We start from the raw sequence: 24,729 nt of genomic DNA, 5'->3' as shown, positions 1-24,729 counted from the left end.
AACTCCAATGAGCCTGAATATCTTCTGGTTCCTCCCGACCCATGGTGACGGCAAGTACCTGGGCACCACCGACGGCGCCCGGGCAGTCGATCACGGCTACCTGCAGCAGATCGCCCAGGCCGCCGACCGCCTCGGCTTCGGCGGCGTGCTGATCCCTACCGGGCGCTCCTGCGAGGACTCCTGGCTGGTGGCGGCGTCGCTGATCCCGGTGACCCAGCGCCTGAAGTTCCTGGTGGCCCTGCGCCCTGGCATCATTTCGCCGACCGTGGCGGCGCGCCAGGCCGCGACCCTCGATCGCCTGTCCAACGGCCGGGCCCTGTTCAACCTGGTGACCGGCGGTGACCCGGACGAGCTGGCCGGCGATGGCCTGCACTTGGACCACCAGGCACGCTACGAAGCGTCGGTGGAGTTCACCCGTATCTGGCGCAAGGTGCTCGAAGGCGACGTGGTCGACTATGCCGGCAAGCACATCCAGGTCAAGGGCGCCAAGCTGCTCTACCCGCCGATCCAGCAGCCGCGTCCGCCGCTGTATTTCGGCGGCTCGTCCGATGCCGCCCAGGACCTGGCCGCCGAACAGGTCGAGCTGTACCTGACCTGGGGCGAGCCGCCCGCCGCGGTGGCCGAGAAGATCGCCCAGGTTCGCCAGAAAGCCGCAGCCCTGGGGCGTGAGGTGCGCTTCGGCATCCGCCTGCATGTGATCGTGCGTGAAACCAACGCAGAGGCCTGGGCGGCCGCCGACAAGCTCATCTCGCACCTGGACGACGACACCATTGCCCGTGCCCAGGCGTCCCTGGCGCGCTTCGATTCGGTTGGCCAGCAGCGCATGGCCGCCCTGCATGGCGGCAAGCGCGACAAGCTCGAGGTCAGCCCCAACCTGTGGGCCGGCGTCGGCCTGGTGCGCGGCGGTGCCGGTACCGCGCTGGTGGGTGATGGCCCGACCGTGGCGGCGAGGGTCAAGGAGTACGCAGCGTTGGGCATCGATACCTTCATCTTCTCCGGTTATCCACACCTGGAAGAGTCGTATCGGGTCGCCGAGCTGCTGTTCCCGCACTTGGATGTGCAGCGCCCCGAACAGCCCAAGAGCGGCGGTTACGTGAGCCCATTCGGCGAGATGGTGGCCAACGACATCCTGCCCAAGTCCGTGGCGCAGAGCTGAGGGCCTGGTCATGAGTCGTGCAACGTCTTACTGGTCGAAGCGCCTGGCACCCTGGGCCTTGCCACTGCTGCTGTTGGTGGTGTGGCAACTGGCGGTGGCCAGCGGCTGGCTGTCGACCCGCATCCTGCCGGCACCGAGCGCAGTGGTCAGCGCAGGCGTCGAGCTGGTGCGCAGCGGCGAGATCTGGACGCACCTGGCCATCAGCGGCTGGCGCGCTGCCTTGGGCTTTTTGATCGGCGGCAGCATCGGCCTGGTGCTGGGCTTCATCACGGGCCTGTCGAACTGGGGTGAACGCCTGCTCGACAGCTCGGTGCAGATGATCCGCAACGTGCCGCACCTGGCGCTGATCCCGCTGGTGATCCTGTGGTTCGGTATCGATGAGTCGGCGAAGATTTTCCTGGTGGCGCTGGGGACTTTGTTCCCGATCTACCTCAATACCTACCACGGCATCCGCAACGTCGACCCGGCCCTGGTGGAAATGGCGCGCAGCTATGGCCTGTCGGACCTGGGCCTGTTCCGCCAGGTGATCCTGCCGGGGGCGTTGCCCTCGATCCTGGTGGGCGTGCGCTTCGCCCTGGGCTTCATGTGGCTGACGCTGATCGTCGCCGAGACCATCTCGGCCAACGCGGGCATCGGCTACTTGGCGATGAACGCACGGGAATTCCTGCAGACCGACGTAGTGGTGCTGGCCATCGTCCTGTATGCCGTGCTCGGCAAGCTCGCCGACCTGGCTGCCCGAGGCCTGGAGCGTGTCTGGCTGCGTTGGCACCCGGCCTATCAAGCAGCGAAGAAGGAGGGCGCATGACCGTGCTCAAGGAACAGCCGCCGCGCCTGCTGCGCGGCACTCCCCTGGCGGCCCAGGGGCTACGCAAGGCTTTCGGCGAGCGCGAGGTGCTGCGCGGCATCGACCTGCATATCCCGGCTGGCCAGTTCGTTGCCGTCGTCGGCCGCAGTGGCTGCGGCAAGAGCACCTTGCTGCGCCTGCTCGCTGGCCTCGACCAGCCCAGCGGCGGCCAGTTGCTCGCTGGCGCCGCGCCATTGGCCCAGGCCCGTGAGGAAACCCGCTTGATGTTCCAGGACGCGCGTCTGCTGCCCTGGAAGAAGGTGATCGACAACGTCGGCCTGGGCCTTTCCGGCAACTGGCGCGCCGATGCCCTGCAGGCGCTGGAGGCCGTCGGCCTGGCAGAGCGGGCCAATGACTGGCCGGCTGCCTTGTCGGGCGGCCAGAAGCAGCGCGTGGCCCTGGCCCGGGCGCTGATCCACAAGCCGCGCCTGCTGCTGTTGGACGAGCCGTTGGGTGCGCTGGATGCGCTGACGCGGATCGAGATGCAGCAACTGATCGAACGCCTGTGGCACCAGCACGGGTTCACCGTGCTGTTGGTCACCCACGACGTCAACGAGGCCGTTGCTGTGGCCGACCGGGTGATCCTGATCGAGGATGGCGCCGTGGGCCTGGACCTGGCCATCGACCTGCCCCGGCCAAGGGGCCGTGGTTCGCATCGCCTGGCGGCGCTGGAAAGCGAAGTCCTCGACCGTGTTCTTGCCGTCCCGGGCACAGCGCCCGAGCCGGAACCTGTAGCGCCTTTGCCCACGCAGTTGCGTTGGGCGCATTGAACCCCAGTAGCCATCGAGAAGGAAGCAAGCCATGACCATCAAAGCCATCAATGTCCGCAACCAGTTCAAAGGCACCGTGAAGGAAATCCTCGAAGGGCCGGTATTGTCGGAAATCGACGTGCAGACCGCCTCTGGCATCGTCACTTCGGTGATCACGACCCGTTCCGTGCGTGAGCTGGAACTGCAGGTGGGCAGCGAAGTGATCGCCTTCGTCAAATCCACCGAGGTGTCGATTGCCAAGTTGTGAGGCGTGACGCCCGGGCCGATTGCCGGCCCGGGCGTCAGCCGGTTCAGGCTTGCGTCGGGCGCAAGCCGCCGAACAGCGTACGGGCCTGGGCTTCGGTCAGCGGACCGCGCCAGGCATTCGTTTTCTGGGCTCGCTCACTGGCCAGCTTCAGATGCCCGGCCTCCAAACCGTCGAATTGCTGGCGTGGCCGCCTCTTGAAGTGAAAATGCGCATACCAGAGGGCCTTGCCCGTGGTGCTGTCGGCGATCTCATACTCCTCTAGGTATTCGATGGGATGGCCGTGCTTGTTCTTGGCCGGGTCAAGGACTCGCGACCATTTAAGGGTCACTCCGCCTTCGGCGTTGAGGTATTCCAGGTGACCGGCCGTAGGGGTTTTCGTGGTTTTGGTCTGCTCGATCCTCAAGCGTCGTCCCAGCGCATCCAGCTGCGTAGCCGACTCCTCCAATCGGCGTACCACATCGCGTAGGGCATCGGTGATGTCTCCACCCGCCTGGTTCGTGATCGACGTGGCGAGTTCACGCAGCGTACTGGCACAACCCTGTGCGTAGTCTTCCAGCTCTTGGGGAAGCATGTTCAGCGTTTTGTAGCGCTGCAGGGATGCTTCTGCTTCCGGGACTTTGGCCAAACGGCGCCGAGCTGCGGTTTCCAGTTGTGGCAGCGTGGTGTTGTAGGCTGGGCGGGCAGCTTGGTTGCTCCGCCATGTGCCTTGTGGCGTTCTGCTGAAGACCGCATGGGCTTCATTCGTGGCATTGTTGGCGATCTGCATCTGTCGCTGGCCATTCACGGTGACCTCGTGACCAATGTACAGCTGCTGGTCCTCGGTCTCGAACAGGCGCGGCCTGCTTGGGCCTCTGGGGGCGGGTCGGGTGGATTGGGTGGATGGGGGCGGAGCGGTCGCGGCGAGCGCTTTTTTCGTTTCGCTGATCAGGAGCGATAATTCAGTGCGCATCCTGCTGATCGCATCGGCCTGGACATGGTCAGGGTAGTTGTCTTTCCAGATACGCATGCGCGTATCGAAGCGTCGATAACGCTCCTGCAACTGGTTCAAGAGGCGATGTTTTTCAGGAGGGTTGAGGTCGATCAACGCCAGGTCACCATGACTGAACAGGGCGCTGCGCAGCGCGGTGAGTTCGTCATTGAGCTGACGCAAGAACACGATGTCGAACACCGCGTCCGGGGTTATCAATGTCGCGCCCAGGGCTGAGAGGCGCACCACCCGATAACCGTTCGGGTGCAGCGGGATTTCCAGCTTCTCAAGGGCAGCCTCGTAATCAGCCAGGTTCTTGCCTTGCAATTGCGTTTTCAGCTTTGCGCTGTGCCGAAGCTCCTGTTCGATCTCAGCCAGCGCTGCGGCCAGTTCGTTGTACGTGCGCTGCAAGTCGATCACGTGGGTACGTATTTGAGCGTGAGTGGTGAGGGCATCGAGAGCGACGTCGTCTAATAACTCGGCTTGCCTGAACTTTACGGACATGCTCAGGTGCAGCTGGTTGAGCAGCTTTGGATGCTGGTATCCCAGGTCGCCCGAGATGATATGGATGATCGCTGATAAATTGTCTTTGTCGAAATAGGCACGCACGGACTTCACGCGCTTCAGGGCCTGTTCGTGAAAGTTCACGGAGTTACGCAGCTGGCCCACCAGATCGGCCCGGGCATTTTCGATCACGGCGTCTGAGGCACGCGGCCCCACAGGGCCGTTGGGGCCTACGCCCACCGCGCGGTTAAGGGCGTCGGTCTTGGCCGTGAGCTCGGTATCGTGGGCCTTACGACTGGTGTTGATCTCGCTCAGGATCTCTGAGGGCGTCAACTGCCCCGGTTGCAGGCCGAGGGCGCCCCGCAGGGTCGCCAGGCCACGGTCGTAGAACGTACTGAGGTATGCCCCACCGCCCGCCAGCCCGCTGTTGACCAGATGACCACTCAAGCTGCCATGGGTCTCCCAGATACCCGTGTCGCCGAGGCGTACCGGCTGCTTGTAGGTGCGAGTGGCAGTGCCTTTCAGGCGCCAGGTGAGGTTGGTTTTGTCCCATTCGACTTGGTAGTAGCGACCGTTGCGGACGATATAGTCAGCCTCGGACTTTACGTGACGGTGAACACCGACGCCGTTGGCATTGGGGTGGGCGGTCCAAGGTCCTGTCGGCACGTCGGTTTCATACCCGCTGAAGGACGACGAGTGCTTGTAGTGGGCCGTTTTGAGGGTGGTACTTGCCAGTTGCCTTTGCTGAGTTCGCACACGCCCCAGCTGGCCTGCCTTGACGGGAAGTGTTGCGCTGGGCGTCAGGTCCATGAGAGCGTCGAGCAGCGACAGAAACACGCTGTTCAGATGTTCGATACCGTTTGCCGAGTCGCCACGAAGAAACGCCTCGACACTGGCGTTGGCGGCATGCCAGCCGTCATACAAGGCGATGACCGAGCCCACCAGGGGGACGAAACCCAGGGCCATCTTGATGTAGTCGTACACGCGACCATGACGGACAGCTTCTGACTCCAGGTACAGGTCGACCTGGCTACGGGAAGTGGCGCGGTTCTCCTGGATAAGGCGGCCCATGATCAGGTTCGCCTGATAGGTGGCGAGCAAGCCGGGCAGCGCGATGCCAGGCGCGATGAACCCTGAAAAGCCTTTGCTCAGGGCCGTGTTGATGTAGGCCAGGTGCTCGGCTTGGGCATCATCGAGCGGCAGCTTGGCCAAGTAGCTGCGCATACTCTCGGCCAGTGCCATGCGCTCAAGGGCCTGGCAGGCTAGCGTTGGGTTCTCATGTTGGCTGATGACATTTCCGTCGGGCGCATCGGGCAACAGCAGCAGGGTTGGACCTGTCGCTGCCTGCAGCAGGAAAATGCCCGAGAGGGTCACTGCTGTGCTGGTGCCGTCGGCCGCTGTGCCAGGGCGCAGGACCACCGAGTGGAAATTGATGGTGTGGGCTCCATCGGTACGCGCTTGTTCCTGGCAAAACAGCTCGAGCATGCGCTGACCCGCTGCATCCAGGGCGTCCAGCTGGCTCAGGGCGATGATTCTGAGCTGGTGCACGAAGGGTGCTCGCAAGGTTTCCTGGCGATGCTCGCTTTCGAAGACGGACTCGTCTGACAAGCCTTTGAAGGTGTCGGTGATGCGTTGCTCGTAGGCCTTGGGCAGATCGAGCTTTTTCACCAAGTTGGCGATGTAGGTCAGGTTGACGCCGGCGCGAATCTTCGGTTCGACCGGGCCGTCTGAGAAAAGAACGTTGGCATTGGTCAGGCGCAGTTTAAGGTCATCGTCGAGCGCCCACAGCAGAAAATCCGGCAATTCGATGGCGCTGCGCGACTTGCTGAATTCGACGACTTGCTTGACGGCATGGCCGATGCCGGACTCTCCCGCAGGGATGAGTCGTCGGCTGATGCTGTCGGCCATATCCAATTTGATGACCGGAACCGTCTTGGCTTCGAAGTCTGTGCGCAGCTGCTGCTCCAGTGCGCTGCGTGCGAACTTCCCACGCTCGGGAAGATCACGTTCGAGCAATTGGTTGGATGCCAGCATCGCGCCGCGCAGCGCCTCTACTTCGGCGGCCAGTTCGGCGTGTGAGGCTGGGGCCGGGCTGCGCAGCGACGCCAGCTGGGTGCCGATCAAGTCGGTCCGGTTTCGCTCGGCCAGGTGGGCAAAGGCCAGCCTGCGCGCCAGGTTGATACCCAGCCCCAGGCGTGTCTCGACCGTTTCCAGCGAGGGATCCTGCGGCAGGCTGGCCTGGATGGTCTGGATGCAATAGTCGAATGCATGGGTGGTGATCGGCTCGCAGACGAGCTCCACAGATTCGGGGAGATCGTACAGGGCATCGAACAACGCCTGGGGGCTTTGCGGCCAAGCACCGTGCACCAGGGATTCGGGCCAGGCACCGCACAGTGTGGCCTGCACGCGCTCGGCCAGTTGCGCCTGGCTTTCAAGGTGCATCAGCCCGCCGTCACGCCCGGCCAGGAACAGCAGCCATGAGCGGTCCGGATCCAGCGTATCGGCATCCGGCACACCCTGCAGTGCCAACAGGCCGGTCAGTTGCCATGAATGCGAGCCGACCTTGACGTGTACGGCATAGGGTTGCACCTTGCGCTGCAGGCTGGGTTCGGGACGTTCTACGAGCTGTTCCACCCAGCTGAGGTGCTCGTGTCGCAACTCGCCCAGCAGGTGCTGGAAACGCGCCTCGCCTTTCAGGGCGCGCGCTAGAAGCTGACTTAGATGGTCGAACCGACTGGCGTCTGTGTGCTGCTCACTCCATGTTGTCGAGGTAATGCTCGCCGGCAACTGGGAAAACAACTGCTCGAGCTCGGTTGCTACGGCATCAAGTTCTGCCTGGTGTTCCCTGAGCATGGCCATCTTGGTCGAGGACGGGGCGGTGTCGTCACCCAGGTAGGCTGCAAGAAACTGTTCCTGCCGTGCGACGCGCTGCTTGCGCCAGCCCAGGGGGAGCTTGCGAGGCAGGGCGTCGAAGTGCAGCTCATCCATGGCCAGTTGCTGGTCATAGGTGATAAGCGAATCGATCTTCTGTTCAAGTGTTCTAGGCAGGGCCGGACGTGGATCGAATGCTCGTTTTTCTTCCCAGGCCTGGAGCGTCGTCCAATCCAGCGGGTCGGTCTCGCTTTCCTGTGCGGCTTCGGTCAAATGGTTCGAGGTGGTGCGATGCTTGTGGGCCAGGACTTCATCGACCCATGCGCCAAACCCATCGCCCGTGGTATCGACCCAGTCGATGGCACTGTCATCGCTTCCCGGCAGCAAGGGGACAGCGGGGTCAGGCCAGAGCATGTAGCGATTGCCGTGGAGCCAGGTGCGCAGCGCGGCCTCATTGTCGAAGGTATGGATTGTAGTGTCCGCGTCGGGCCTGTACAGCAGCCAGCGGGTTTCATTGGCGCGGGGCTTGATGAGCAGTGTGGTGGTGCAGGTCTCGGTCTTGCCGTCGGGCTGTACCCAACGAGCCAGAGCGTATTCAGGGGTCGGATCTGGCTGGCCCTGGAGCCAGGCCGCCGTTTCTATATGATCCAGCCCGAGCGCCAGATCCAGGCTCGCGGCGAAATGCTCGCGCAGTAATTGAGCTGCATGAGTTTTGCGGGAAACAGCCTTGCCTGGCATGCGACCGGACCAGTAGGCGGTCCAGGCCGAGATGCCGGTGCCGGTCCAGACGGGTACAAGCCCGGACTGCCAGTCATCGGCCGTCCAGGTGGCATAGGGAGAATCCTCAGGAAACCCCCAGGGTTGCCAATTGGCGAAGGGCGTGGCGAATGTGGGGCTGGCAAGTACCCGAGCGGCAAGGGTCAGCAACGTGACTTGGCCGGTGTCATGCTTCAGGCCGCAGGCGTAGGGGTCGACTTTAAACTGACGTTCGAGTTGGTACTGCAAGGTGTCCTTGAGCCGAGGAGCTTGCGCTTCCAGCGTTTGCAGGGCCTTGGCTGCCTCCAGCCGGCGTTGCCTGGCGACGCGCAGCGCATCGCCACGACCCGCGCTGATTGCCGGTACCGGTGGAGTGAGCGCAGCAGTCGAGTCAAAGGATAGAAAGTCGGACGGGGTGGTTTGGGGCATGCGTGCCTCTCCGAAATCGTGGCATGGGGAGCCACTATTTCAGCGAGTGCAGGCATCGACAGGTGTTACATATGCACCGATCAGCGCTTGGGCAGGAATGGCGGCAAGTACAGCCCCAGGTACGCTTCGAACACCCGCTTGCCCTCTTCGGCCATGCGCGGGGTGATCGCCTCGTGCAACTGCACCGACCGTGCATAGACCCGGTCGCTCAACTCCATGGCCAGCGCGAACACATCCACATCCGTCGGCATCGCCGGCAGCTGGAAGTGCTGGTCGAACAGCTTGTGCATCAATTCGCCCAGCTCCATGTCGTGCAGGCGGTCGGCCTGGACCACTTCGCTCAACCCGTGCTGGGCCAGGATCAGCTGGCGCGCTGCGGCGTCCTCGTTATAGATATCCAGCATGCGTTGTTCGACCAGCCGCGAGAGGTCGTGCCAGGTGCTCAGTGCCGAGCTGTCGATCGGCGCGCAGAGCGCTTCGCGAAAGGCCAGGTGCACATCGGCGGTCAGGGCTTCGAGCAGCGCCGGGACGCTGGCGAAGAAGTGATATACCGACGAGGGGGGAATCTGCGCCCGCTCGGCCACGCTGTAGATCGACAGGCCTGCCACGCCCTGGTCGGCCAGCAGCTCACGCGCCGCCGCCAGGATCGCGTCGATCCTGGCCTGGCTGCTGGCGCGGGGCTTGCGCGGGCTGGCGGTGCGGCTCATCAGTTGCTGATCGCCAGGATACTGGCCTGGTAGGCGCCGACGAACAGGTCGAAGTCACCGACTTCCTGCTGTTCCAGACGCGATTGCTCGGCCAGCGATTCGCGCGCCAGGGTCTCGAAGGCCTGTTGGCGTTCGATATCCAGCGGCTGCTCACGGAAGGTCTCGGCGTGCAGGCGGCTCTGGCGCAGCGCGAACTGGACGAAGGACTCGTCGTGCTCGGTCATGCGCGCCAGTACCTGGGCCGACGGCGTCAGCGAGGCGTCATCGACCTTCGCCTGCTGTGCGGCCAGCGCCTTGGCGTGCTCGTCGCCACCCTGGGCGCGGTCGAGCAGCTCGGCCAGTGGTGCGATGCGGGTGATCAGCTCGCTGGCCCAGTCGCGCAGGCCGATCGGTTGACCATCGCGGCGCAGTTCCAGGCCGGGGCGACGGCCTTCCTTGACCACGGTGAGGAAGTTGCTGGTGCACTGGCCGCATTCGCCACTGCCCAGCTGCGGGCTGTCATCGAGTGCGCAGAACAGCAGGAAGGCGTCGAGGAAACGCGCCTGGGGCAGGTCGATGCCCACCGGCAGGAACGGGTTGATGTCCAGGCAGCGTACTTCGACGTACTGCACACCACGGGACATCAGTGCCTGGATCGGCCGCTCGCCGGTGTAGGTGACGCGCTTGGGCCGGATGTTCGAGTAGTACTCGTTCTCGATCTGCAGGATGTTGGTGTTCAGTTGCACCCACTCGCCATCCTTGTGGGTGCCGATTTCCACATAGGGCGGGTAGGGCGTGCCTACCGCCTTGCGCAGGCTGTCGGTGTAGCTGGCCAGGTCGTTGTAGCACGGCGTCAGGCCCGCCTGGGCGTTGCTCTGGTAGCCCAGGTCGCTCATGCGCAGGCTGGTGGCGTAGGGCAGGTACAGGGTCTCGGCGTCCAGCTCCTCGAGCTGGTGCGGGTGGCCGCGCAGGAAGCCTTTGTCCAGTGCCGGCGATGCGCCGAACAGGTACATCAGCAGCCAGCTGTAGCGGCGGAAGTTGCGGATCAGCGCGATGTACGCCGCCGACTGGAAGTCGCGGTCGTTCTGCTCGCTGCCTTCGGCTTCGCGCAGCAATGGCCACAGCGCCTCGGGCAGGGAGAAGTTGTAGTGGATACCGGCGATGCATTGCATGGTGCGGCCGTAGCGCAGGGCCAGGCCCTTGCGATAGACATGCTTGAGCTTGCCGATGTTGGAGCTGCCGTATTCGGCGATCGGGATATCCTCCTCGGCCGGCAGCGCGCAGGGCATCGAGGGGCTCCACAGGTATTCGTCGCCAAGCTTGGTGTAGACGAAACGGTGGATCTGGTCGAGGCTCTCGAGCACTTGGGCCGGGTCCGCCAGGGCTGGGGTGATGAACTCCAGCAGCGACTCGGAATAATCCGTGGTGATCTGCTCATTGGTCAGCGCCGAACCCAGGGCTTCGGGGTGCGGGGTCTGGGCCAGGCGACCTTCGTCGGTCACGCGCAGGCATTCGCGCTCAATACCGTGCAGGCACTGCTTGAGCAGAGGGAGATTGGCGCCGAGCAGGCTCAGGCGGCGGTTGAGGAGTTCGCTCAAGATGGATTCCTTCACGCGTCAGTCGCCCCAATATGGGGGTAGAGATGACGGTCTACAAGGGTAGGGACAAAGGAACTGGCGTTGTCGCCTGGTTTACGCGGTTCCAGCCTCGAGCCGCCGTGCGCTGCATCGCACTGCAAGCCCGCCCCCACACCGTCGTAGGAGCGGGCTTGCCCCGCGATGGGGCGCGCAGCGGCCCCAGGTTTCCATTGCTGTCGAAAATACCGCAGATAAGGCGCGATGAGCTAGAGAACCGCGAAGGTTCCCTGCGCCTTGGCCACGAGCTTGTCGCCCTGGAATACGTCGGCGTCGACCACGAGGGTGCGGCGCCCGGCGTGCAGCACACGTGCCGTGCACACGACTTCGCCGTCGCTCACGGCTCGCAGGTAGTTGATCTTGCATTCGATCGTCACGCTCTGCTGGTCGAAGCCATGGCTGGCCGAGCAGGCCAGACCCATGGCGATGTCCACCAGGCTGAAGATCGCCCCGCCATGCAGCTTCTGGCCGCGGTTGCGCAGGTGCGGCTCGAGTGCCAGGGCCACCTCGGCCACGCCTGTTTCCAAGCGTTGCAGGCGGCAGCCCAGGAGCTGGCTGAAGGCGCTTTCGACGTATTCGGCCGGAACGTCCATCACTTCTTCTTCAGTTGCTTGGCATTGGCAAACAGGGCTGCCATGGCGTTGTTGGCCGGCGCCGCGGCAGTTTCGCGCTGGCGCGGCGCCTGCTGCGGACGGTTACCGCTGCCCCGGTTGCCGCCCCGGTTGCCATCGACCTTCTCGCCTGGGGTATCGCCCATACGCATGGACAGGCCCACGCGCTTGCGCGGAATGTCCACTTCCATGACCTTCACCTTGACCACATCGCCTGCCTTGACCGCCTCGCGGGGGTCCTTGACGAACTTCTCCGAGAGCGCCGAGATATGTACCAAGCCGTCCTGGTGCACACCGATGTCGACGAAGGCGCCAAAGTTGGTGACGTTGGTCACTACGCCTTCGAGGATCATGCCCGGCTGCAGGTCCTTGAGGTCCTCGACGCCGTCCTGGAACGTGGCGGTCTTGAACTCGGGACGTGGGTCGCGGCCAGGCTTGTCCAGTTCCTGGAGGATGTCCGTGACGGTCGGCAGGCCGAAGGTCTCGTCGGTGAACTTCTTCGGGTCCAGGCGCTTGAGGAAGCTGCTGTCACCGATCAAGGAACGGATGTCGCGGCCGGTATCGGCGGCGATGCGCTGCACCAGCGGGTAGGCCTCAGGGTGCACCGCCGAGGCGTCCAACGGGTTGTCGCCGTTCATCACCCGCAGGAAGCCTGCGGCCTGTTCGAAGGTTTTCTCGCCCAGGCGGCTGACCTTCTTCAGCGCCGCGCGGGTGGCGAACGGGCCATTGGCGTCGCGGTGGGCGACGATGTTCTGGGCCAGGGTCGCGTTGAGGCCGGAAATGCGAGTCAGCAGGGCCACCGAGGCGGTGTTGACGTCTACGCCCACGGCGTTCACACAGTCCTCGACCACGGCGTCCAGGCCGCGGGCCAGCTTCACCTGGGAGACGTCGTGCTGGTACTGGCCGACGCCGATGGATTTAGGGTCGATCTTCACCAGCTCGGCCAGCGGGTCCTGCAGCCGGCGGGCGATGGACACGGCGCCACGGATCGAAACGTCCAGGTCCGGGAACTCACGGGCGGCCAGTTCAGAGGCCGAATACACCGATGCGCCGGCCTCGGAGACCATGATCTTGGTGATCTTCAGGGCTGGGTATTTCTTGACCAGTTCGGTCACCAGCTTGTCGCTTTCGCGGCTGGCAGTGCCGTTGCCGATGGCGATCAGCTCCACCGAGTGCTTGGCGCACAGGGCCGCGAGGATGGAAATGGTGCGGTCCCAGTCGTTCTTCGGCGCGTGCGGGTACACCGTGGTGTGATCCAGCAGCTTGCCGGTGGCGTCGACCACGGCGACCTTGCAGCCGGTGCGCAGGCCCGGGTCGAAGCCCAGGGTGGCGCGCGGGCCGGCCGGGGCGGCCAGCAGCAGGTCGTGCAGGTTATGGGCGAAGACGTTGATCGCCTCGCCTTCGGCGTTGTCGCGCAGTTCGCCGAACAGGTCGGTTTCCAGGTGGGTGTACAGCTTGACCTTCCAGGTCCAGCGCACCACTTCGGCCAGCCATTTGTCGGCCGGGCGGTTGCGGTTGTCCAGGCCGAAGTGGCTGGCGATCATCAGCTCGCACGGGTGCAGGGTGCCTGGCAGCTCTTCGCCCACCTTCAAGGATGCGCTGAGCACGCCTTCGTTGCGGCCCCGGAAGATCGCCAGGGCGCGGTGCGAGGGTACGTTGCGCAGCAATTCGTCATGGGCGAAGTAATCGCGGAACTTGGCGCCTTCCTCTTCCTTGCCCGCCACCACGCGGGCGCTGAGTACCGACTCCTGCTTGAGGAAGCCACGCAGCTTGTCGAGCAGGGCGGCGTCCTCGGCGAAGCGCTCCATGAGGATGTACTTGGCGCCCTCCAGCGCGGCCTTGACGTCGGCCACGCCTTTTTCGGCATCGACGAAACGCGCCGCTTCGGTCTCCGGGGTCAGCTGCGGGTTGCCGAGCAGGCCGTCGGCCAGCTCGCCCAGGCCGGCTTCCAGGGCGATCTGGCCTTTGGTGCGGCGCTTCTGCTTGTAGGGAAGATAAAGGTCTTCCAGACGGGTCTTGGTGTCGGCGAGCTTGATTTCGCGGGCCAGCTCCGGGGTCAGCTTGCCCTGTTCCTCGATGCTGGCCAGGATGCTGGCACGCCGCTCGTCGAGCTCGCGCAGGTAGCGCAGGCGTTCCTCCAGGTGACGCAGCTGGGTGTCGTCCAGGCTGCCGGTCACCTCCTTGCGGTAACGGGCGATGAAAGGCACCGTCGAGCCTTCGTCCAACAGGGCCACGGCCGCTTCGACCTGCTGTGGGCGAACGCCCAGTTCCTCGGCGATACGGCTGTTGATGCTATCCATGAGAACCACCTGACAAATTGAGAATGCTGGAGGCCGCGAAGGGGGCGTACAGGCCCGGCGGCGCTGGATGAAAGCGGCGCATTATACCCATCGTGCCGAGCTTGCGGTGATGGCGCCGGGCCAGCGCGGGCCGGATGGGAACTGGCGCCAGGGGAAAAATCTGCTAACAATGCACACGGCACGCATGGCAGTGGCTACGCCATAATGCGCGGCGATACCAAAGGAGTTTTTCATGACCAGCACCGCAAACACCGCCGAAGGCGACAAGATTCTCATCGTCGATGACGATCCGGGGCTGAGCAGCCTGCTGGAGCGTTTTTTCACCAGCAAGGGCTACCGCGCCCGCACGGTGCCCAATACCGAGCAGATGGACCGCCTGCTGTCGCGTGAAGTCTTCAACCTGGTGGTGCTCGACCTCATGCTGCCCGGCGAGGATGGCCTTGCAGCCTGCAAGCGCCTGCGTGCGGCGAACAACCAGATCCCGATCATCATGCTCACCGCCAAGGGCGACGAACTCAGCCGCATCAAGGGCCTGGAGCTGGGCGCCGACGACTACCTCGGCAAACCGTTCAACCCTGATGAACTGGTCGCACGGGTCAAGGCCGTGCTGCGTCGTCAGGCACCCTCGGTACCGGGTGCGCCCGGCAGCGAGGAGGAGACCGTCACGTTCGGCGACTACGAGCTGTCGCTGGCCACCCGCGAGCTCAAGCGCGGCGAAGAAGTCCATATGCTGACCACCGGCGAATTCGCCGTGCTCAAGGCCCTGGTGATGCATGCCCGCGAGCCGCTGACCCGCGACAAGCTGATGAACCTGGCCCGTGGCCGTGAGTGGGATGCCTTGGAGCGTTCCATCGACGTGCAGATCTCGCGCCTGCGCCGCATGATCGAGCCAGACCCCTCCAAACCGCGCTACATCCAGACTGTGTGGGGCGTAGGCTACGTCTTCGTGCCGGACGGAAACACCAGCAAATGACCTTCAGCCTGCAGGCTTGCCAGCACGCGGCAGGGCGACCCGAATGGGTCGCCCTGTTTGCGTCTGAGGCAGGCTTGCAGCCCGGCGAGCCTTCGCCCGCGACCGCAGCGCAGTAGTTGTCCAGATGAAAACGCCCCTTTGGTTCCCACAAAGCTTCTTCGCCCGCACCCTGTGGCTGGTGTTGATCGTCGTCCTGTTTTCCAAGGCACTGACCTTGGTGTACCTGTTAATGAACGAGGATGTGCTGGTCGATCGCCAGTACAGCCATGGCGTGGCGCTGACGCTGCGCGCCTACTGGGCGGCCGACGAGGAAAACCGTGAGAAGATCGCCGAAGCCGCCGGCCTGATCCGGGTGACCGGCGCTGGCGTGCCCGAGGGCGAGCAGCACTGGCCCTACAGCGAGATCTACCAGCGCCAGATGCAGGCCGAGCTGGGCGAGGATACCGAAGTACGCCTGCGCATCCATGCGCCACCTGCCTTGTGGGTCAACGCGCCCAGCCTGGGCCCGGGCTGGCTGAAGGTTCCGCTGTACCCGCACCCGCTGCGCGGGCAGAAGATCTGGAACGTGCTGGGTTGGTTCCTGGCCATCGGCCTGTTGTCCACCGCTTCGGCATGGATCTTCGTGCGCCAGCTCAACCAGCCGCTCAAGCGCCTGGTATTCGCCGCCCGGCAACTGGGCCAGGGGCGCAGCGTGCGTCTGCCGATCAGCGATACACCAAGCGAAATGACCGAGGTGTACCGGGCATTCAACCAGATGGCCGAGGATGTCGAGCAGGCTGGGCGCGAGCGTGAACTGATGTTGGCGGGGGTCTCCCATGACCTGCGCACACCGCTGACCCGCTTGCGCCTGTCGCTGTCGCTGTTGGCCAACGACAGCGAGCTGACCGATGACATGGTCCGCGATATCGAGGACATGGACGCCATTCTCGACCAGTTCCTGGCGTTCATCCGTGATGGCCGCGACGAGCCGGTGGAGGAAGCCGACCTGGGCGACCTGGTGCGCGAAGTGGTGGCGCCGTACAACCAGCCCGAGGAGCGGGTGCGGCTGTGCCTGGAGCCGATCCCGCCATTCCCGCTGCGTCGGGTGTCGCTCAAGCGCATGCTGGGCAACCTCATCGGCAACGCCTTGCACCATGCCGGCAAGGGCGTCGAGGTGGCGGCCTATGTATCGGGCGACCAGAGCGCGCCCTATGTGGTGCTCAGTGTGCTGGACCGTGGGGCAGGGATCGACGAGTCGGAGCTGGAGACCATCTTCAACCCGTTCATCCGTGGGGACCGTGCCCGCGGTGGCAAGGGCACCGGGCTGGGGTTGGCGATCGTCAAGCGAATCGCGGCGCAGCATGGCGGGAATGTGGAGCTGCGCAACCGGTCGGGTGGCGGGATCGAGGCGCGGGTGAGGTTGCCGTTGGGGTTGTTGCTGCCGCGTAATGCAGTGTGACGCATACACGCCCAATCGCCGGCAAGCCGGCTCCTACAGGGATGGCGCAGGGCCTCTTGTGGGAGCCGGCTCGCCGGCGATTGGGCTTTACCCTTTTCCCTTGGTCCGGGTCTGGTTGGGCCCGCCGTTCTTCTCCAGATGCCCGATGATCATCCCGGCCACATCCTTGCCGGTGGTGACTTCGATGCCTTCCAGCCCAGGCGATGAGTTCACCTCCATCACCAGCGGCCCATGATTGGAGCGCAGGATATCCACGCCGGCCACGCTCAGGCCCATCACCTTGGCCGCGCGAATGGCGGTCATGCGCTCCTCCGGCGTGATCTTGATCAGGCTGGCGACACCACCGCGGTGCAGGTTGGAGCGGAACTCGCCAGGCTTGGCCTGGCGCTTCATCGAGGCGATGACCTTGTCGCCGACGACGAAGCAGCGGATATCGGCACCGCCCGCTTCCTTGATGTATTCCTGGACCATGATGTTCTGCTTCAGGCCCATGAAGGCCTCGATCACCGACTCGGCGGCCTTGGTGGTTTCGCACAACACCACGCCGATGCCTTGGGTGCCTTCGAGCACCTTGATCACCAGCGGTGCGCCGTTGACCATCTGGATCAGGTCGGGAATGTCGTCCGGCGAATGGGCGAAGCCTGTGATCGGCAGGCCGACGCCACGTCGCGACAGCAACTGCAGCGAGCGCAGCTTGTCTCGCGAGCGGGCGATGGCCACCGACTCGTTGAGCGGGTAGACCCCCATCATCTCGAACTGGCGCAGCACCGCGCAGCCGTAGAAGGTGACCGAGGCGCCGATGCGCGGGATCACCGCATCGAAGCCTTCCAGCGGTTTGCCACGGTAGTGGATCTGTGGCTTGTGGCTGGCGATGTTCATGTACGCACGCAAGGTATCGATCACCACCATTTCATGACCGCGCTGGGTACCGGCTTCGACCAGGCGGCGGGTGGAATACAGACGCGGGTTGCGCGATAGCACAGCGATCTTCATGCAGCACCTGTAACAGGGGAAAGGGTGGCCGGGAAGGCCGGTTTGTCCTGGACGTACTTCACGCCTGGGTTGACCACCAGCTGGCCGTGGATCAGCGCCTTGGAACCCAGCAGCAACCGGTAGCGCATGTTCTTGCGACAGGCCAGGGTGAACTCCACCTCCCAGACCCGGTCGCCCAACGCCAGCGGTGTGCGGATCACATAGCGGACCTGGGCCTGGCCGTTGGAGCTCTTGATGGTTTTCATCGTGACCAGCGGCGCCTCGCAGCGGCGATGGCGCAGCTGCACTACCGAGCCCAGGTGGGCGGTGAAACGTACCCAGGGCTGGCCGTCGCGCTCGAACGGTTCCACGTCGGTGGCATGCAGGCTGGAGGTGCTGGCGCCGGTATCGATCTTGGCGCGCAGGCCGGCCAAGCCGAGGTCGGGTAGGGCGACCCACTCGCGCAGGCCGATCACAGTCAGATGGTCAAATGTCTTCACGAAACACACCCTGCGGATGAGGTGGTGAACTGTAAGCACGGCGCGGACTTTTTGCATCCGCAAGTTACGGTAGTACAGTTCCGTTAAAGACAGAATTTGAGGTAGTGCAATGGCACACAAGCCGGAAGAAGACGACAAGGTCCGCCTGGACAAATGGCTGTGGGCGGCGCGGTTCTACAAGACCCGCGCCTTGGCCAAGGCAGCGATCGAAAGTGGCAAGGTGCACTGCCGGGGCGAGCGCTGCAAGCCGGGCAAGGAGCCGCGGGTCGGCGATGAGTTCGTGCTACGAACAGGCTTCGACGAGCGCACCGTGGTGGTCAAGGCGCTTTCCGATGTGCGCCGTGGCGCGCCGCAGGCGCAGGCGCTGTACGAGGAAACCCAGGAGAGCGTGCGCAAGCGCGAGCAGGCCGCCGAGATGCGCAAGGCCGGGGCCATGGGCGTCACCACCGATGGGCGCCCGACCAAGAAGCAGCGGCGGCAGATTCATCAACTGCAGGGCAGTTACGACTGAAAGGCCCAATCGCGGGGCAAGCCCCACAGATTGTCAGCGTGGTGCCCCTGTAGGAGCGGGCTTGTCCCGCGATTGGGCTGCGAAGCAACCCCGGGTCGATCAGACACTGCGTATGACGCTCATCCGCCCAACCAGCGGCAACCGCGCCAACACCCCGAACAACGGCGCGGTCCAGCGCAGCAGCGCTGCGCTGGCCTTGGCCACCAGCGGTGTATAGCAGCTCCAAGCCAACGCCAGCAGCGCCATCAGCAGCCCGCCGATGTAGTCGTCCTGCCCCCAATGGGCGCCTGCCACCAGGCGCGGCAGCATGAACAGCAGCGCCAACCCCCAAATTGCCAGGCGCTGCACCAAGCCGCGGCTGAACAGGTTCATGAACAGCGCCCAGATCAGCAGCACCGAGGCGTGGTCACCCGGAAAACTCTGGCTGGAGCGGTCCTTGAGTTCCCATTTCGCTTCCAGGTTCGGGTAGTAGTCGCTCAGGTGCACGACGTTGTCGAAGACCATCGACGGGCTGTTATGTTGCCAGCCCATGATCGTCACCCACTTGGAAAACAGCGCACGAATCACCACTAAGAGAATCAGCGTGACGAGAAAGCCCAGGAAGGCTTCGCGTACCTGACCCGCTTTGAACACCCAATTGCCGCGGATCAACAGGGCCAGCAGGATGAGGCCAACGACGATATCGAATGGGCGCAGGCTGCCGACGGTCCAGATATAGCGCCAGACCGTGTTGTCGGCCAGCGGTGCATTGAGGCTGTGGAACAGCCATTCGTCGAAAGTCAGGCACAAGATCTGGCCAAAGGGCCATAACCAGAAACACAGTAATGCAACAGACACCAAGGTGCAGGCCAGCAAAGGTCCCCAGGACCACCTTGCTTGGAACAGTGGTCGATTGTCCATAAAATACCTCTATTACCAGCGGGTTCGAGCATCTTGTGAATGCTCTCCAACAGGGCCTCGTAAACCCTTGTAATCATTTTGTCATCATTTTCAGATAGCCAGAACCTATGAGCGATTTGCCCGATACCGATTTCACCCAGCGTTTCATCTTCGACGACCGCGATATCCGCGGCGAGTGGGTGGCGCTCGACCAGAGCTATGCCGACGTCCTGGCCCGTCATCCCTACCCGCAACCGGTCGCCTCGCTGCTCGGCGAGCTGATGGCCGCCACCGCCTTGCTGGTAGGTGCACTGAAGTTCGATGGCCTGCTGATTCTCCAGGCGCGTTCGGCCGGCCCTATCCCCCTTTTGATGGTGGAATGCTCGGGCGAACGTGATATCCGCGGCATGGCACGCTACGAAGAAGATCAGATTCCCGATGGCGCGACCCTGGCCCAGCTGATGCCCGACGGCCACCTGACCCTGACCATCGACCCGGTCAAGGGCCAACGCTACCAAGGTACCGTCGACCTCGATGGCACCAACCTGTCCGAATGCTTCACCAACTACTTCGTGCAGTCGCAGCAGCTCAATACCCGCTTCTGGCTCAACGCCGAGGGCGGCAAGGCGCGTGGCCTGCTACTGCAGCAACTGCCCCGCGACCGCCAGCCTGACGACGAAGAGCGTGAGGAAAGCTGGCAGCATGTGGTAGCCCTGGCCAGCACGTTGAAGCCTGAAGAGTGGCCGCTGGACAACGAAACGCTGCTGCATCGCCTCTACCACGAAGATGCCGTGCGCCTGTTCGACATCCAGCCGCTGCGCTTCCGCTGCAGCTGCTCGCGCGAGCGCTCCGGCAACGCCCTGGTCAGCCTCGGCGAGCAGGATGCCAAGGCGCTGGTCGAGGAGTGCGGCGGCAAGGTCGAGATCGATTGCCAGTTCTGCAACGAACGCTATTTCTTCGATACGAGCGATGTGGCGCAATTGTTTGCCGGTGGCGGTACCGAGCTTCCGTCAGATACTCAGCACTGAAACGTTTAACTACAGGAAAATCTCCTGTCGAATTGCGCAAAAGCGCAGTTCTGACAGGAGGGGCCTACTTTTTTTGGGCTTTTCTGGCATAATCCGGCCACTTTTTTCGCTGTAGTAGTTTAAAACAGACGACTACAAAACGTTTGGAGCACTCGGCCTCGGGCCGGATGGGGTATCTCATGACGCAAGCCAACAACACCGTGTACACCGACCTGACCGTCGATGAACTGGTAAAAGAAGCGCTGTCCCGCGGTGAAGGCGAGCTGGCCGATACTGGCGCACTGGTCGTGAAAACCGGTCACCGTACCGGTCGTTCGCCGGCAGACCGTTTCATCGTCGACGAGCCCAGCACTTCCTCCGCCATCGCCTGGGGGCCGATCAACCGCAAGTTCCCGGCTGACAAGTTCGATGCCCTGTGGGCCCGCGTCGAGGCGTTCAACAACGCCCAGGAACACTTCGTTTCCCACGTTCACGTAGGCGCTGCCGCCGAGCACTACCTGGCAGTCAAGATGACTACCCAGACTGCCTGGCAGAACCTGTTCGGCCGTTGCCTGTTCATCAACCCGGCCCAGTACAATCCGGCAGGCCGTGAAGAGTGGCAGGTCCTGAACGTCGCCAACTTCGAATGTGTCCCCGAGCGCGACGGTACCAACTCCGACGGCTGCGTCATCATCAACTTCGCCCAGAAGAAGGTGCTGATCGCCGGCATGCGCTATGCCGGTGAAATGAAGAAAGCCATGTTCTCCGTGCAGAACTTCCTGCTGCCAGCTGCCGACGTGCTGCCGATGCACTGCGCGGCCAACATCGGCGAAGCGGGCGACGTGACCCTGTTCTTCGGCCTGTCCGGCACTGGCAAGACCACCCTGTCGGCCGACGAAAGCCGCTACCTGATCGGTGACGACGAGCACGGTTGGGGCGAGGGCGTGGTCTTCAACATCGAAGGCGGCTGCTACGCCAAGTGCATCGACCTGTCCGAGAAGAACGAACCGGTCATCTGGAAAGCCATCAAGCATGGCGCGGTGCTGGAGAACGTCGTGCTCGACGACGCCAAGCACGCCGACTACGCCGACGGCAGCCTGACCCAGAACAGCCGCGCCGCCTACCCGCTGGAGCACGTCGAGAAGCGTTCCGAGAAGAACCTGGGCGGCGAGCCGAATGCGGTCATCTTCCTGACTTGCGACCTGACCGGCGTACTGCCTCCTGTGTCGATCCTGAACAACGAGCAGGCGGCCTACCACTTCCTGTCCGGCTACACCGCGCTGGTCGGCTCCACCGAAATGGGCTCGGGCGGCGGCATCAAGTCGACCTTCTCCACCTGCTTCGGCGCCCCGTTCTTCCCGCGCCCGGCCGGCGAATATGCCGAACTGCTGATCAAGCGCATCAAGGGCTTCGGCTCCAAGGTCTATCTGGTCAACACCGGCTGGACCGGTGGTGGCTACGGCGTTGGCAAGCGCTTCAGCATCCCGACCACCCGTGCCGTGATCGCCGCGATCCAGAGCGGTGCCTTGGTCGGTGCCGAGACCGAGCACCTGGACATCATCAACCTGGATGTGCCGAAGGCCGTGCCGGGCGTCGAAACCGTCCTGCTCAACCCGCGCAACACCTGGGCTGACCCGGCTGCCTACGACGAAGCCGCCAAGGGCCTGGCCAAGCTGTTCATCGAGAACTTCCAGAAGTTCGATGTCTCCGAGGCCATCAAGGCCGCAGGCCCGCAGCTGTAAGCTGTAGCCGGCACGGATCAAGAAGCCGCCCTTTGGGGCGGCTTTTTTGTATCCGATACGAGTGCAATGGTAAGGTCGCTGACGTTAGGCCGGGCCGCCGCTCCTTGGCCCTGCACGATGCTATCTTCACTTTGGGTAACCAAGCCTGGGTAACCTATGACCGAATCCCCTCAGCGCAGCCATTTCAACCATTTCCATCCCATCCTCACCCGCCCGCAGGATAACGACCTCAATGGCCACATCGCTGGCGCCACGGTGCATGGCTACTTCGAGACGGCGCTGCAGGCGTTCCTTGTGGAACAGGCCGAGCTGGACCTGCGTGACGGCGAGCTGGCTGGGGTGGTGATCAGTTCGGCGGCGCAGTTCTATGCCCTGCCAGGGTTTCCTGATGTGCTGGAAGTGGGCCTGGGCGTGGCGCGCCTGGCGGGCAGTACCGTGGAATACCGCCTGGCGCTGTTTCGCCCCGGCGAGGCGCAGGCCCTGGCGGCAGGTACCTTGGTGCAGGTGTTCGTGGAGCGTGCGTCGGGCCAGCCGGTGGCCTTGGCCGATACATTGCGCATGACCCTGGTGGGCCTGCAGCTCAACGGCTGATCATCGATCCACCCCAAACGAAAAGGCCCTGCCGGTCAGGGCAGGGCCTTCTTGTGGACTGAGCTATTCAGCGATCAGTCGTCATAACGCCAGTGGCGCTTGTGCTTGCGATGGCCGTAGTGGTGGCCACGGTCCCAGTGGCGACGGCCATCATAGTCGCGACGATAACGGCGACGATCGTCCCAATCGTCTTCGTCGGCCTTGTTGCCCAGGTAGTTACCCAGCGCACCACCGACGCCACCGCCTGCGGCTGCACCAATGTGGCTACCAGTGGTGCCCCCCATCGAACGACCGACCACGTTACCGCCGGCAGCGCCCAGAGCGCCACCGATGGCGGCCTCACCGCGCTGGCGCTTGTCGGCACCCAGGGCGCCGCCGGCCGCACCGCCCAAGCCGGCACCAATGGCGCCGCCGGTGCTACCACCGATGGAGTTGCCCACTACGGAGCCGAGTACCCCACCCAATGCGCCGCCAATGCCGGCCTCGGTATTGCCGCCTGCCATGGCAACGCCGCTGAGCAGGCTAAAGGACAACAACAGAATCGAGGAGTACTTCTTCATTCAAGAGAGCCTCATAGGGATGACGAGGCGAATGTGAGGCTCGGCGAGGCGTCTGGCAATTGAAATCCGACGAGTAGCACGAGTTGTACACAATTCTCTAACTTATTGTTTTCTATATGGAACTTTCTTCATTTTCGCGTGTCTGAGCTATTTGAAACCAAGCCCTGCCCACCCCGGACAGGGCTTTTTTCATGGCTGTTTGCCAGCCTCCATGACCGGGCTGAACACGCGCGGCGGGCTGTGCTTGGGCAGGTGGATCAGGTTGAGGTTGTGTTTGCGCGCCCATTGCAGCGCCAAGCCGGTAGGGGCCGAGAGGCTGACCAGGGTCTGGATGCCGGCACGCAACACTTTCTGGATCAGTTCCAGGCTGCAGCGGCTGGTGACGATGGCCAGGCCGCCGTCGGTGTCGATGCGCTGGCGCAGTAGGGCGCCGATCAGCTTGTCCAGGGCATTGTGCCGACCGATATCTTCGCGGCCCATGAGCAGTTGGCCTTGTCGGTCCATGAACAGGGCGGCATGCACCGCGCCGCAATGCTGTCCCAAAGGCTGGTAGGCATCGATGCGTTGGCGCAGACCGGCCAGCCATTGAGCTGGCGGCAGCGGTGCACCGGGCAGTTCGGCCAGCTCCGGCAACGCCTGCTCCAGGGCTTCGACGCCACACAGGCCGCAACCGCTGGTGCCGGCCAACTGGCGGCGCTGGTTCTTCAGGTTCCAGAACGCACGGCTGGAGATCTCCAGGTCCGCATACAAGGCCGAGCCGCTGCCGGACAGCTTCACGTCATAGATTTCATCGGTGCTTTCGACAATGCCGCTGCCGACACTGAAGCCGACCGCGAAGTCTTCCAGGTCGGTGGGGCTGACCAGCATCACCGCCTGGTTCAGGCCGTTGTAGGCGATGGCCAGGGCGACTTCCTCGGCGAGCGGGGTCGAGTCTGCTGCACCATCGGTGAGCTGCACGTAGTCGTAGGTATTGCTGGCGGCCGGCAGAGCAGCAGGCATGGATGCCGCGCAGACCGGGGGTTTGCTGTTCATCAGGGCGGATCACCGGCGGCTTTGTTACGGCACAAGCCTATGCCCCTGGGGCAGTGGCGTCCAGTTGCCAGGTTCTATGCCGTGATAGAGCGGGTTGATCGGTTTCCGGGCGGCAGAGTGGGCAAAGCTGTCCTAGACTCCTGCTTCCTGGAATTCACCATCAAGGAGTGTGACATGAGCCTGTTCAGTTTCGTGAAGGAAGCCGGCGAAAAGCTGATCGACCTGCTGACACCCGGTAACGCCAATGCCGAGGAGCAACTCAAGAAGCATGTAGAAAGCGTTGGCCTGGGCAACCCGAACATTTCCGCCACGGTCGAGGGCGACAAGATCATTCTCAAGGGCGAGGTTGCCAGCCAGGAGGAGAAGGAAAAGATCATCCTGGCTGCGGGCAACATCGACGGCGTCGCCACGGTGGATGACCAGATCACCGTCACCGGGCCGGTGGCCCAGGCAGCGCGCTTCGTCACGGTGAAAAAGGGCGACACCCTCAGTGCCATCGCCAAGGCCGAGTACGGCGATGCCAACCAGTACAACAAGATCTTCGAGGCCAACAAGCCGATGCTCAAGCACCCGGACAAGATCTACCCGGGGCAGGTGCTGCGTATTCCTGACTGACCCTATGCCGTAACCTGTACCGGCCCTAGCGCGGGACAAGCCCGCACCCATAGGGGCAGCATTCGCTCGTGCCCGTTGCAAGGCAATTGGTGTGACGGTGGCCCCTACGGGAGCGGGTTTATCCGCGAATCCTT

The 24,729-nt window shown here is 63.6% G+C and carries 21 protein-coding genes; 11 read left to right on the top strand and 10 right to left on the bottom strand.

What is annotated here, in order from left to right; genetic code table 11:
• The first annotated feature begins 7 nt into the window (after positions 1–7).
• The 4 genes from ssuD to ACNFCI_RS02240 are packed head-to-tail and all read left to right on the top strand — an operon-like array spanning position 8 to position 3,017.
• Complete coding sequence (ssuD, locus tag ACNFCI_RS02255; RefSeq protein WP_324817172.1) at positions 8–1,156, top strand: FMNH2-dependent alkanesulfonate monooxygenase; 1,149 nt, start codon at positions 8–10, stop codon at positions 1,154–1,156.
• Positions 1,157–1,166: 10 nt separating this feature from the next.
• Entirely contained in the window at positions 1,167–1,961 is a 795-nt protein-coding gene (ssuC, locus tag ACNFCI_RS02250; RefSeq protein ID WP_368828771.1) for an aliphatic sulfonate ABC transporter permease SsuC, read from the top strand.
• Positions 1,958–2,770, top strand: coding sequence for an aliphatic sulfonates ABC transporter ATP-binding protein (ssuB, locus tag ACNFCI_RS02245; protein WP_084853667.1), 813 nt, complete (start codon positions 1,958–1,960; stop codon positions 2,768–2,770). The genes ssuC and ssuB overlap by 4 nt, the downstream gene beginning before the upstream one ends.
• A 31-nt stretch (positions 2,771–2,801) precedes the next feature.
• Positions 2,802–3,017 carry a TOBE domain-containing protein gene (locus ACNFCI_RS02240; RefSeq protein ID WP_003255829.1) on the top strand — a complete coding sequence of 72 codons (216 nt, stop codon included), beginning with the start codon at positions 2,802–2,804 and terminating at the stop codon, positions 3,015–3,017.
• A 43-nt stretch (positions 3,018–3,060) separates the two neighbouring features.
• On the opposite strand, the gene ACNFCI_RS02235 is transcribed toward ACNFCI_RS02240, so the two are convergent.
• The 5 genes from ACNFCI_RS02235 to ACNFCI_RS02215 all read right to left on the bottom strand — a co-directional run bounded on the left by ACNFCI_RS02235 (position 3,061) and on the right by ACNFCI_RS02215 (position 13,775).
• Positions 3,061–8,544, bottom strand: a complete 5,484-nt coding sequence (locus ACNFCI_RS02235; RefSeq protein WP_368828772.1) for a hypothetical protein — start codon at positions 8,542–8,544, stop codon at positions 3,061–3,063.
• Between the two features lie 80 nt (positions 8,545–8,624).
• Positions 8,625–9,251, bottom strand: coding sequence for a TetR/AcrR family transcriptional regulator (locus tag ACNFCI_RS02230; protein ID WP_368828773.1), 627 nt, complete (start codon positions 9,249–9,251; stop codon positions 8,625–8,627).
• Complete coding sequence (gene gshA, locus ACNFCI_RS02225; protein WP_368828774.1) at positions 9,251–10,828, bottom strand: glutamate--cysteine ligase; 1,578 nt, start codon at positions 10,826–10,828, stop codon at positions 9,251–9,253. The genes ACNFCI_RS02230 and gshA overlap by 1 nt, the downstream gene beginning before the upstream one ends.
• 245 nt (positions 10,829–11,073) lie before the next feature.
• Positions 11,074–11,457: a PaaI family thioesterase gene (locus tag ACNFCI_RS02220; RefSeq protein ID WP_084853675.1), complete on the bottom strand. Its 384-nt coding sequence runs from the start codon at positions 11,455–11,457 to the stop codon at positions 11,074–11,076.
• Entirely contained in the window at positions 11,457–13,775 is a 2,319-nt protein-coding gene (locus ACNFCI_RS02215; RefSeq protein ID WP_368828775.1) for a Tex family protein, read from the bottom strand. The genes ACNFCI_RS02220 and ACNFCI_RS02215 overlap by 1 nt, the downstream gene beginning before the upstream one ends.
• A 232-nt stretch (positions 13,776–14,007) precedes the next feature.
• On the opposite strand from ACNFCI_RS02215, the gene ompR reads away from it, so the two are divergent.
• Both ompR and ACNFCI_RS02205 read left to right on the top strand, forming a co-directional pair.
• A complete protein-coding gene (gene ompR / locus ACNFCI_RS02210; protein ID WP_084853679.1) occupies positions 14,008–14,748 on the top strand; it encodes a two-component system response regulator OmpR in 741 nt (246 codons plus the stop codon).
• Positions 14,749–14,872: 124 nt separating this feature from the next.
• Positions 14,873–16,186, top strand: a complete 1,314-nt coding sequence (locus ACNFCI_RS02205) for an ATP-binding protein (RefSeq protein WP_084853681.1) — start codon at positions 14,873–14,875, stop codon at positions 16,184–16,186.
• Positions 16,187–16,273: 87 nt separating this feature from the next.
• Here the strand turns inward: ACNFCI_RS02205 and rimK are convergent, their stop codons facing one another.
• Together rimK and ACNFCI_RS02195 are read right to left on the bottom strand one after the other, a co-directional pair.
• The gene (rimK, locus tag ACNFCI_RS02200) at positions 16,274–17,179 is read right to left on the bottom strand and encodes a 30S ribosomal protein S6--L-glutamate ligase (protein WP_084853683.1); all 906 of its coding nucleotides are present in this window, start codon (positions 17,177–17,179) and stop codon (positions 16,274–16,276) included.
• Complete coding sequence (locus ACNFCI_RS02195) at positions 17,176–17,658, bottom strand: ATP-dependent zinc protease (RefSeq protein ID WP_084853684.1); 483 nt, start codon at positions 17,656–17,658, stop codon at positions 17,176–17,178. The genes rimK and ACNFCI_RS02195 overlap by 4 nt, the downstream gene beginning before the upstream one ends.
• 109 nt (positions 17,659–17,767) lie before the next feature.
• Here ACNFCI_RS02195 and ACNFCI_RS02190 point away from each other — a divergent pair, with 109 nt between their 5' ends.
• The gene (locus tag ACNFCI_RS02190; protein WP_084853686.1) at positions 17,768–18,169 is read left to right on the top strand and encodes an RNA-binding S4 domain-containing protein; all 402 of its coding nucleotides are present in this window, start codon (positions 17,768–17,770) and stop codon (positions 18,167–18,169) included.
• 99 nt (positions 18,170–18,268) lie between these two features.
• Here ACNFCI_RS02190 and ACNFCI_RS02185 read toward each other — a convergent pair whose 3' ends face one another.
• The gene (locus tag ACNFCI_RS02185) at positions 18,269–19,069 is read right to left on the bottom strand and encodes a phosphatase PAP2 family protein (protein ID WP_368828776.1); all 801 of its coding nucleotides are present in this window, start codon (positions 19,067–19,069) and stop codon (positions 18,269–18,271) included.
• A 107-nt stretch (positions 19,070–19,176) separates the two neighbouring features.
• On the opposite strand from ACNFCI_RS02185, the gene hslO reads away from it, so the two are divergent.
• From hslO to ACNFCI_RS02170, 3 genes are all read left to right on the top strand, one after another.
• The gene (hslO, locus tag ACNFCI_RS02180; RefSeq protein WP_368828777.1) at positions 19,177–20,076 is read left to right on the top strand and encodes an Hsp33 family molecular chaperone HslO; all 900 of its coding nucleotides are present in this window, start codon (positions 19,177–19,179) and stop codon (positions 20,074–20,076) included.
• 179 nt (positions 20,077–20,255) lie between these two features.
• Complete coding sequence (locus ACNFCI_RS02175; RefSeq protein WP_084853691.1) at positions 20,256–21,797, top strand: phosphoenolpyruvate carboxykinase; 1,542 nt, start codon at positions 20,256–20,258, stop codon at positions 21,795–21,797.
• 156 nt (positions 21,798–21,953) lie between these two features.
• The gene (locus tag ACNFCI_RS02170) at positions 21,954–22,388 is read left to right on the top strand and encodes an acyl-CoA thioesterase (RefSeq protein ID WP_368828778.1); all 435 of its coding nucleotides are present in this window, start codon (positions 21,954–21,956) and stop codon (positions 22,386–22,388) included.
• A gap of 74 nt (positions 22,389–22,462) precedes the next feature.
• On the opposite strand, the gene ACNFCI_RS02165 is transcribed toward ACNFCI_RS02170, so the two are convergent.
• Positions 22,463–22,948, bottom strand: coding sequence for a YMGG-like glycine zipper-containing protein (locus ACNFCI_RS02165; RefSeq protein WP_368828779.1), 486 nt, complete (start codon positions 22,946–22,948; stop codon positions 22,463–22,465).
• A gap of 189 nt (positions 22,949–23,137) precedes the next feature.
• On the bottom strand, positions 23,138–23,980 hold the full coding sequence (fdhD, locus tag ACNFCI_RS02160) for a formate dehydrogenase accessory sulfurtransferase FdhD (protein WP_368828780.1): 843 nt from the start codon (positions 23,978–23,980) through the stop codon (positions 23,138–23,140).
• A 174-nt stretch (positions 23,981–24,154) separates the two neighbouring features.
• On the opposite strand from fdhD, the gene lysM reads away from it, so the two are divergent.
• Positions 24,155–24,595 carry a peptidoglycan-binding protein LysM gene (lysM, locus tag ACNFCI_RS02155; RefSeq protein WP_224457320.1) on the top strand — a complete coding sequence of 147 codons (441 nt, stop codon included), beginning with the start codon at positions 24,155–24,157 and terminating at the stop codon, positions 24,593–24,595.
• Positions 24,596–24,729 lie beyond the last annotated feature (134 nt).

Source organism: Pseudomonas sp. NY15356 (assembly GCF_048068175.1).
GTDB classification, from domain to species: domain Bacteria; phylum Pseudomonadota; class Gammaproteobacteria; order Pseudomonadales; family Pseudomonadaceae; genus Aquipseudomonas; species Aquipseudomonas putida_K.
The sequence above is the reverse complement of the archived record's forward strand: the minus strand, read 5'-3'. Positions and strand labels throughout refer to the sequence as shown.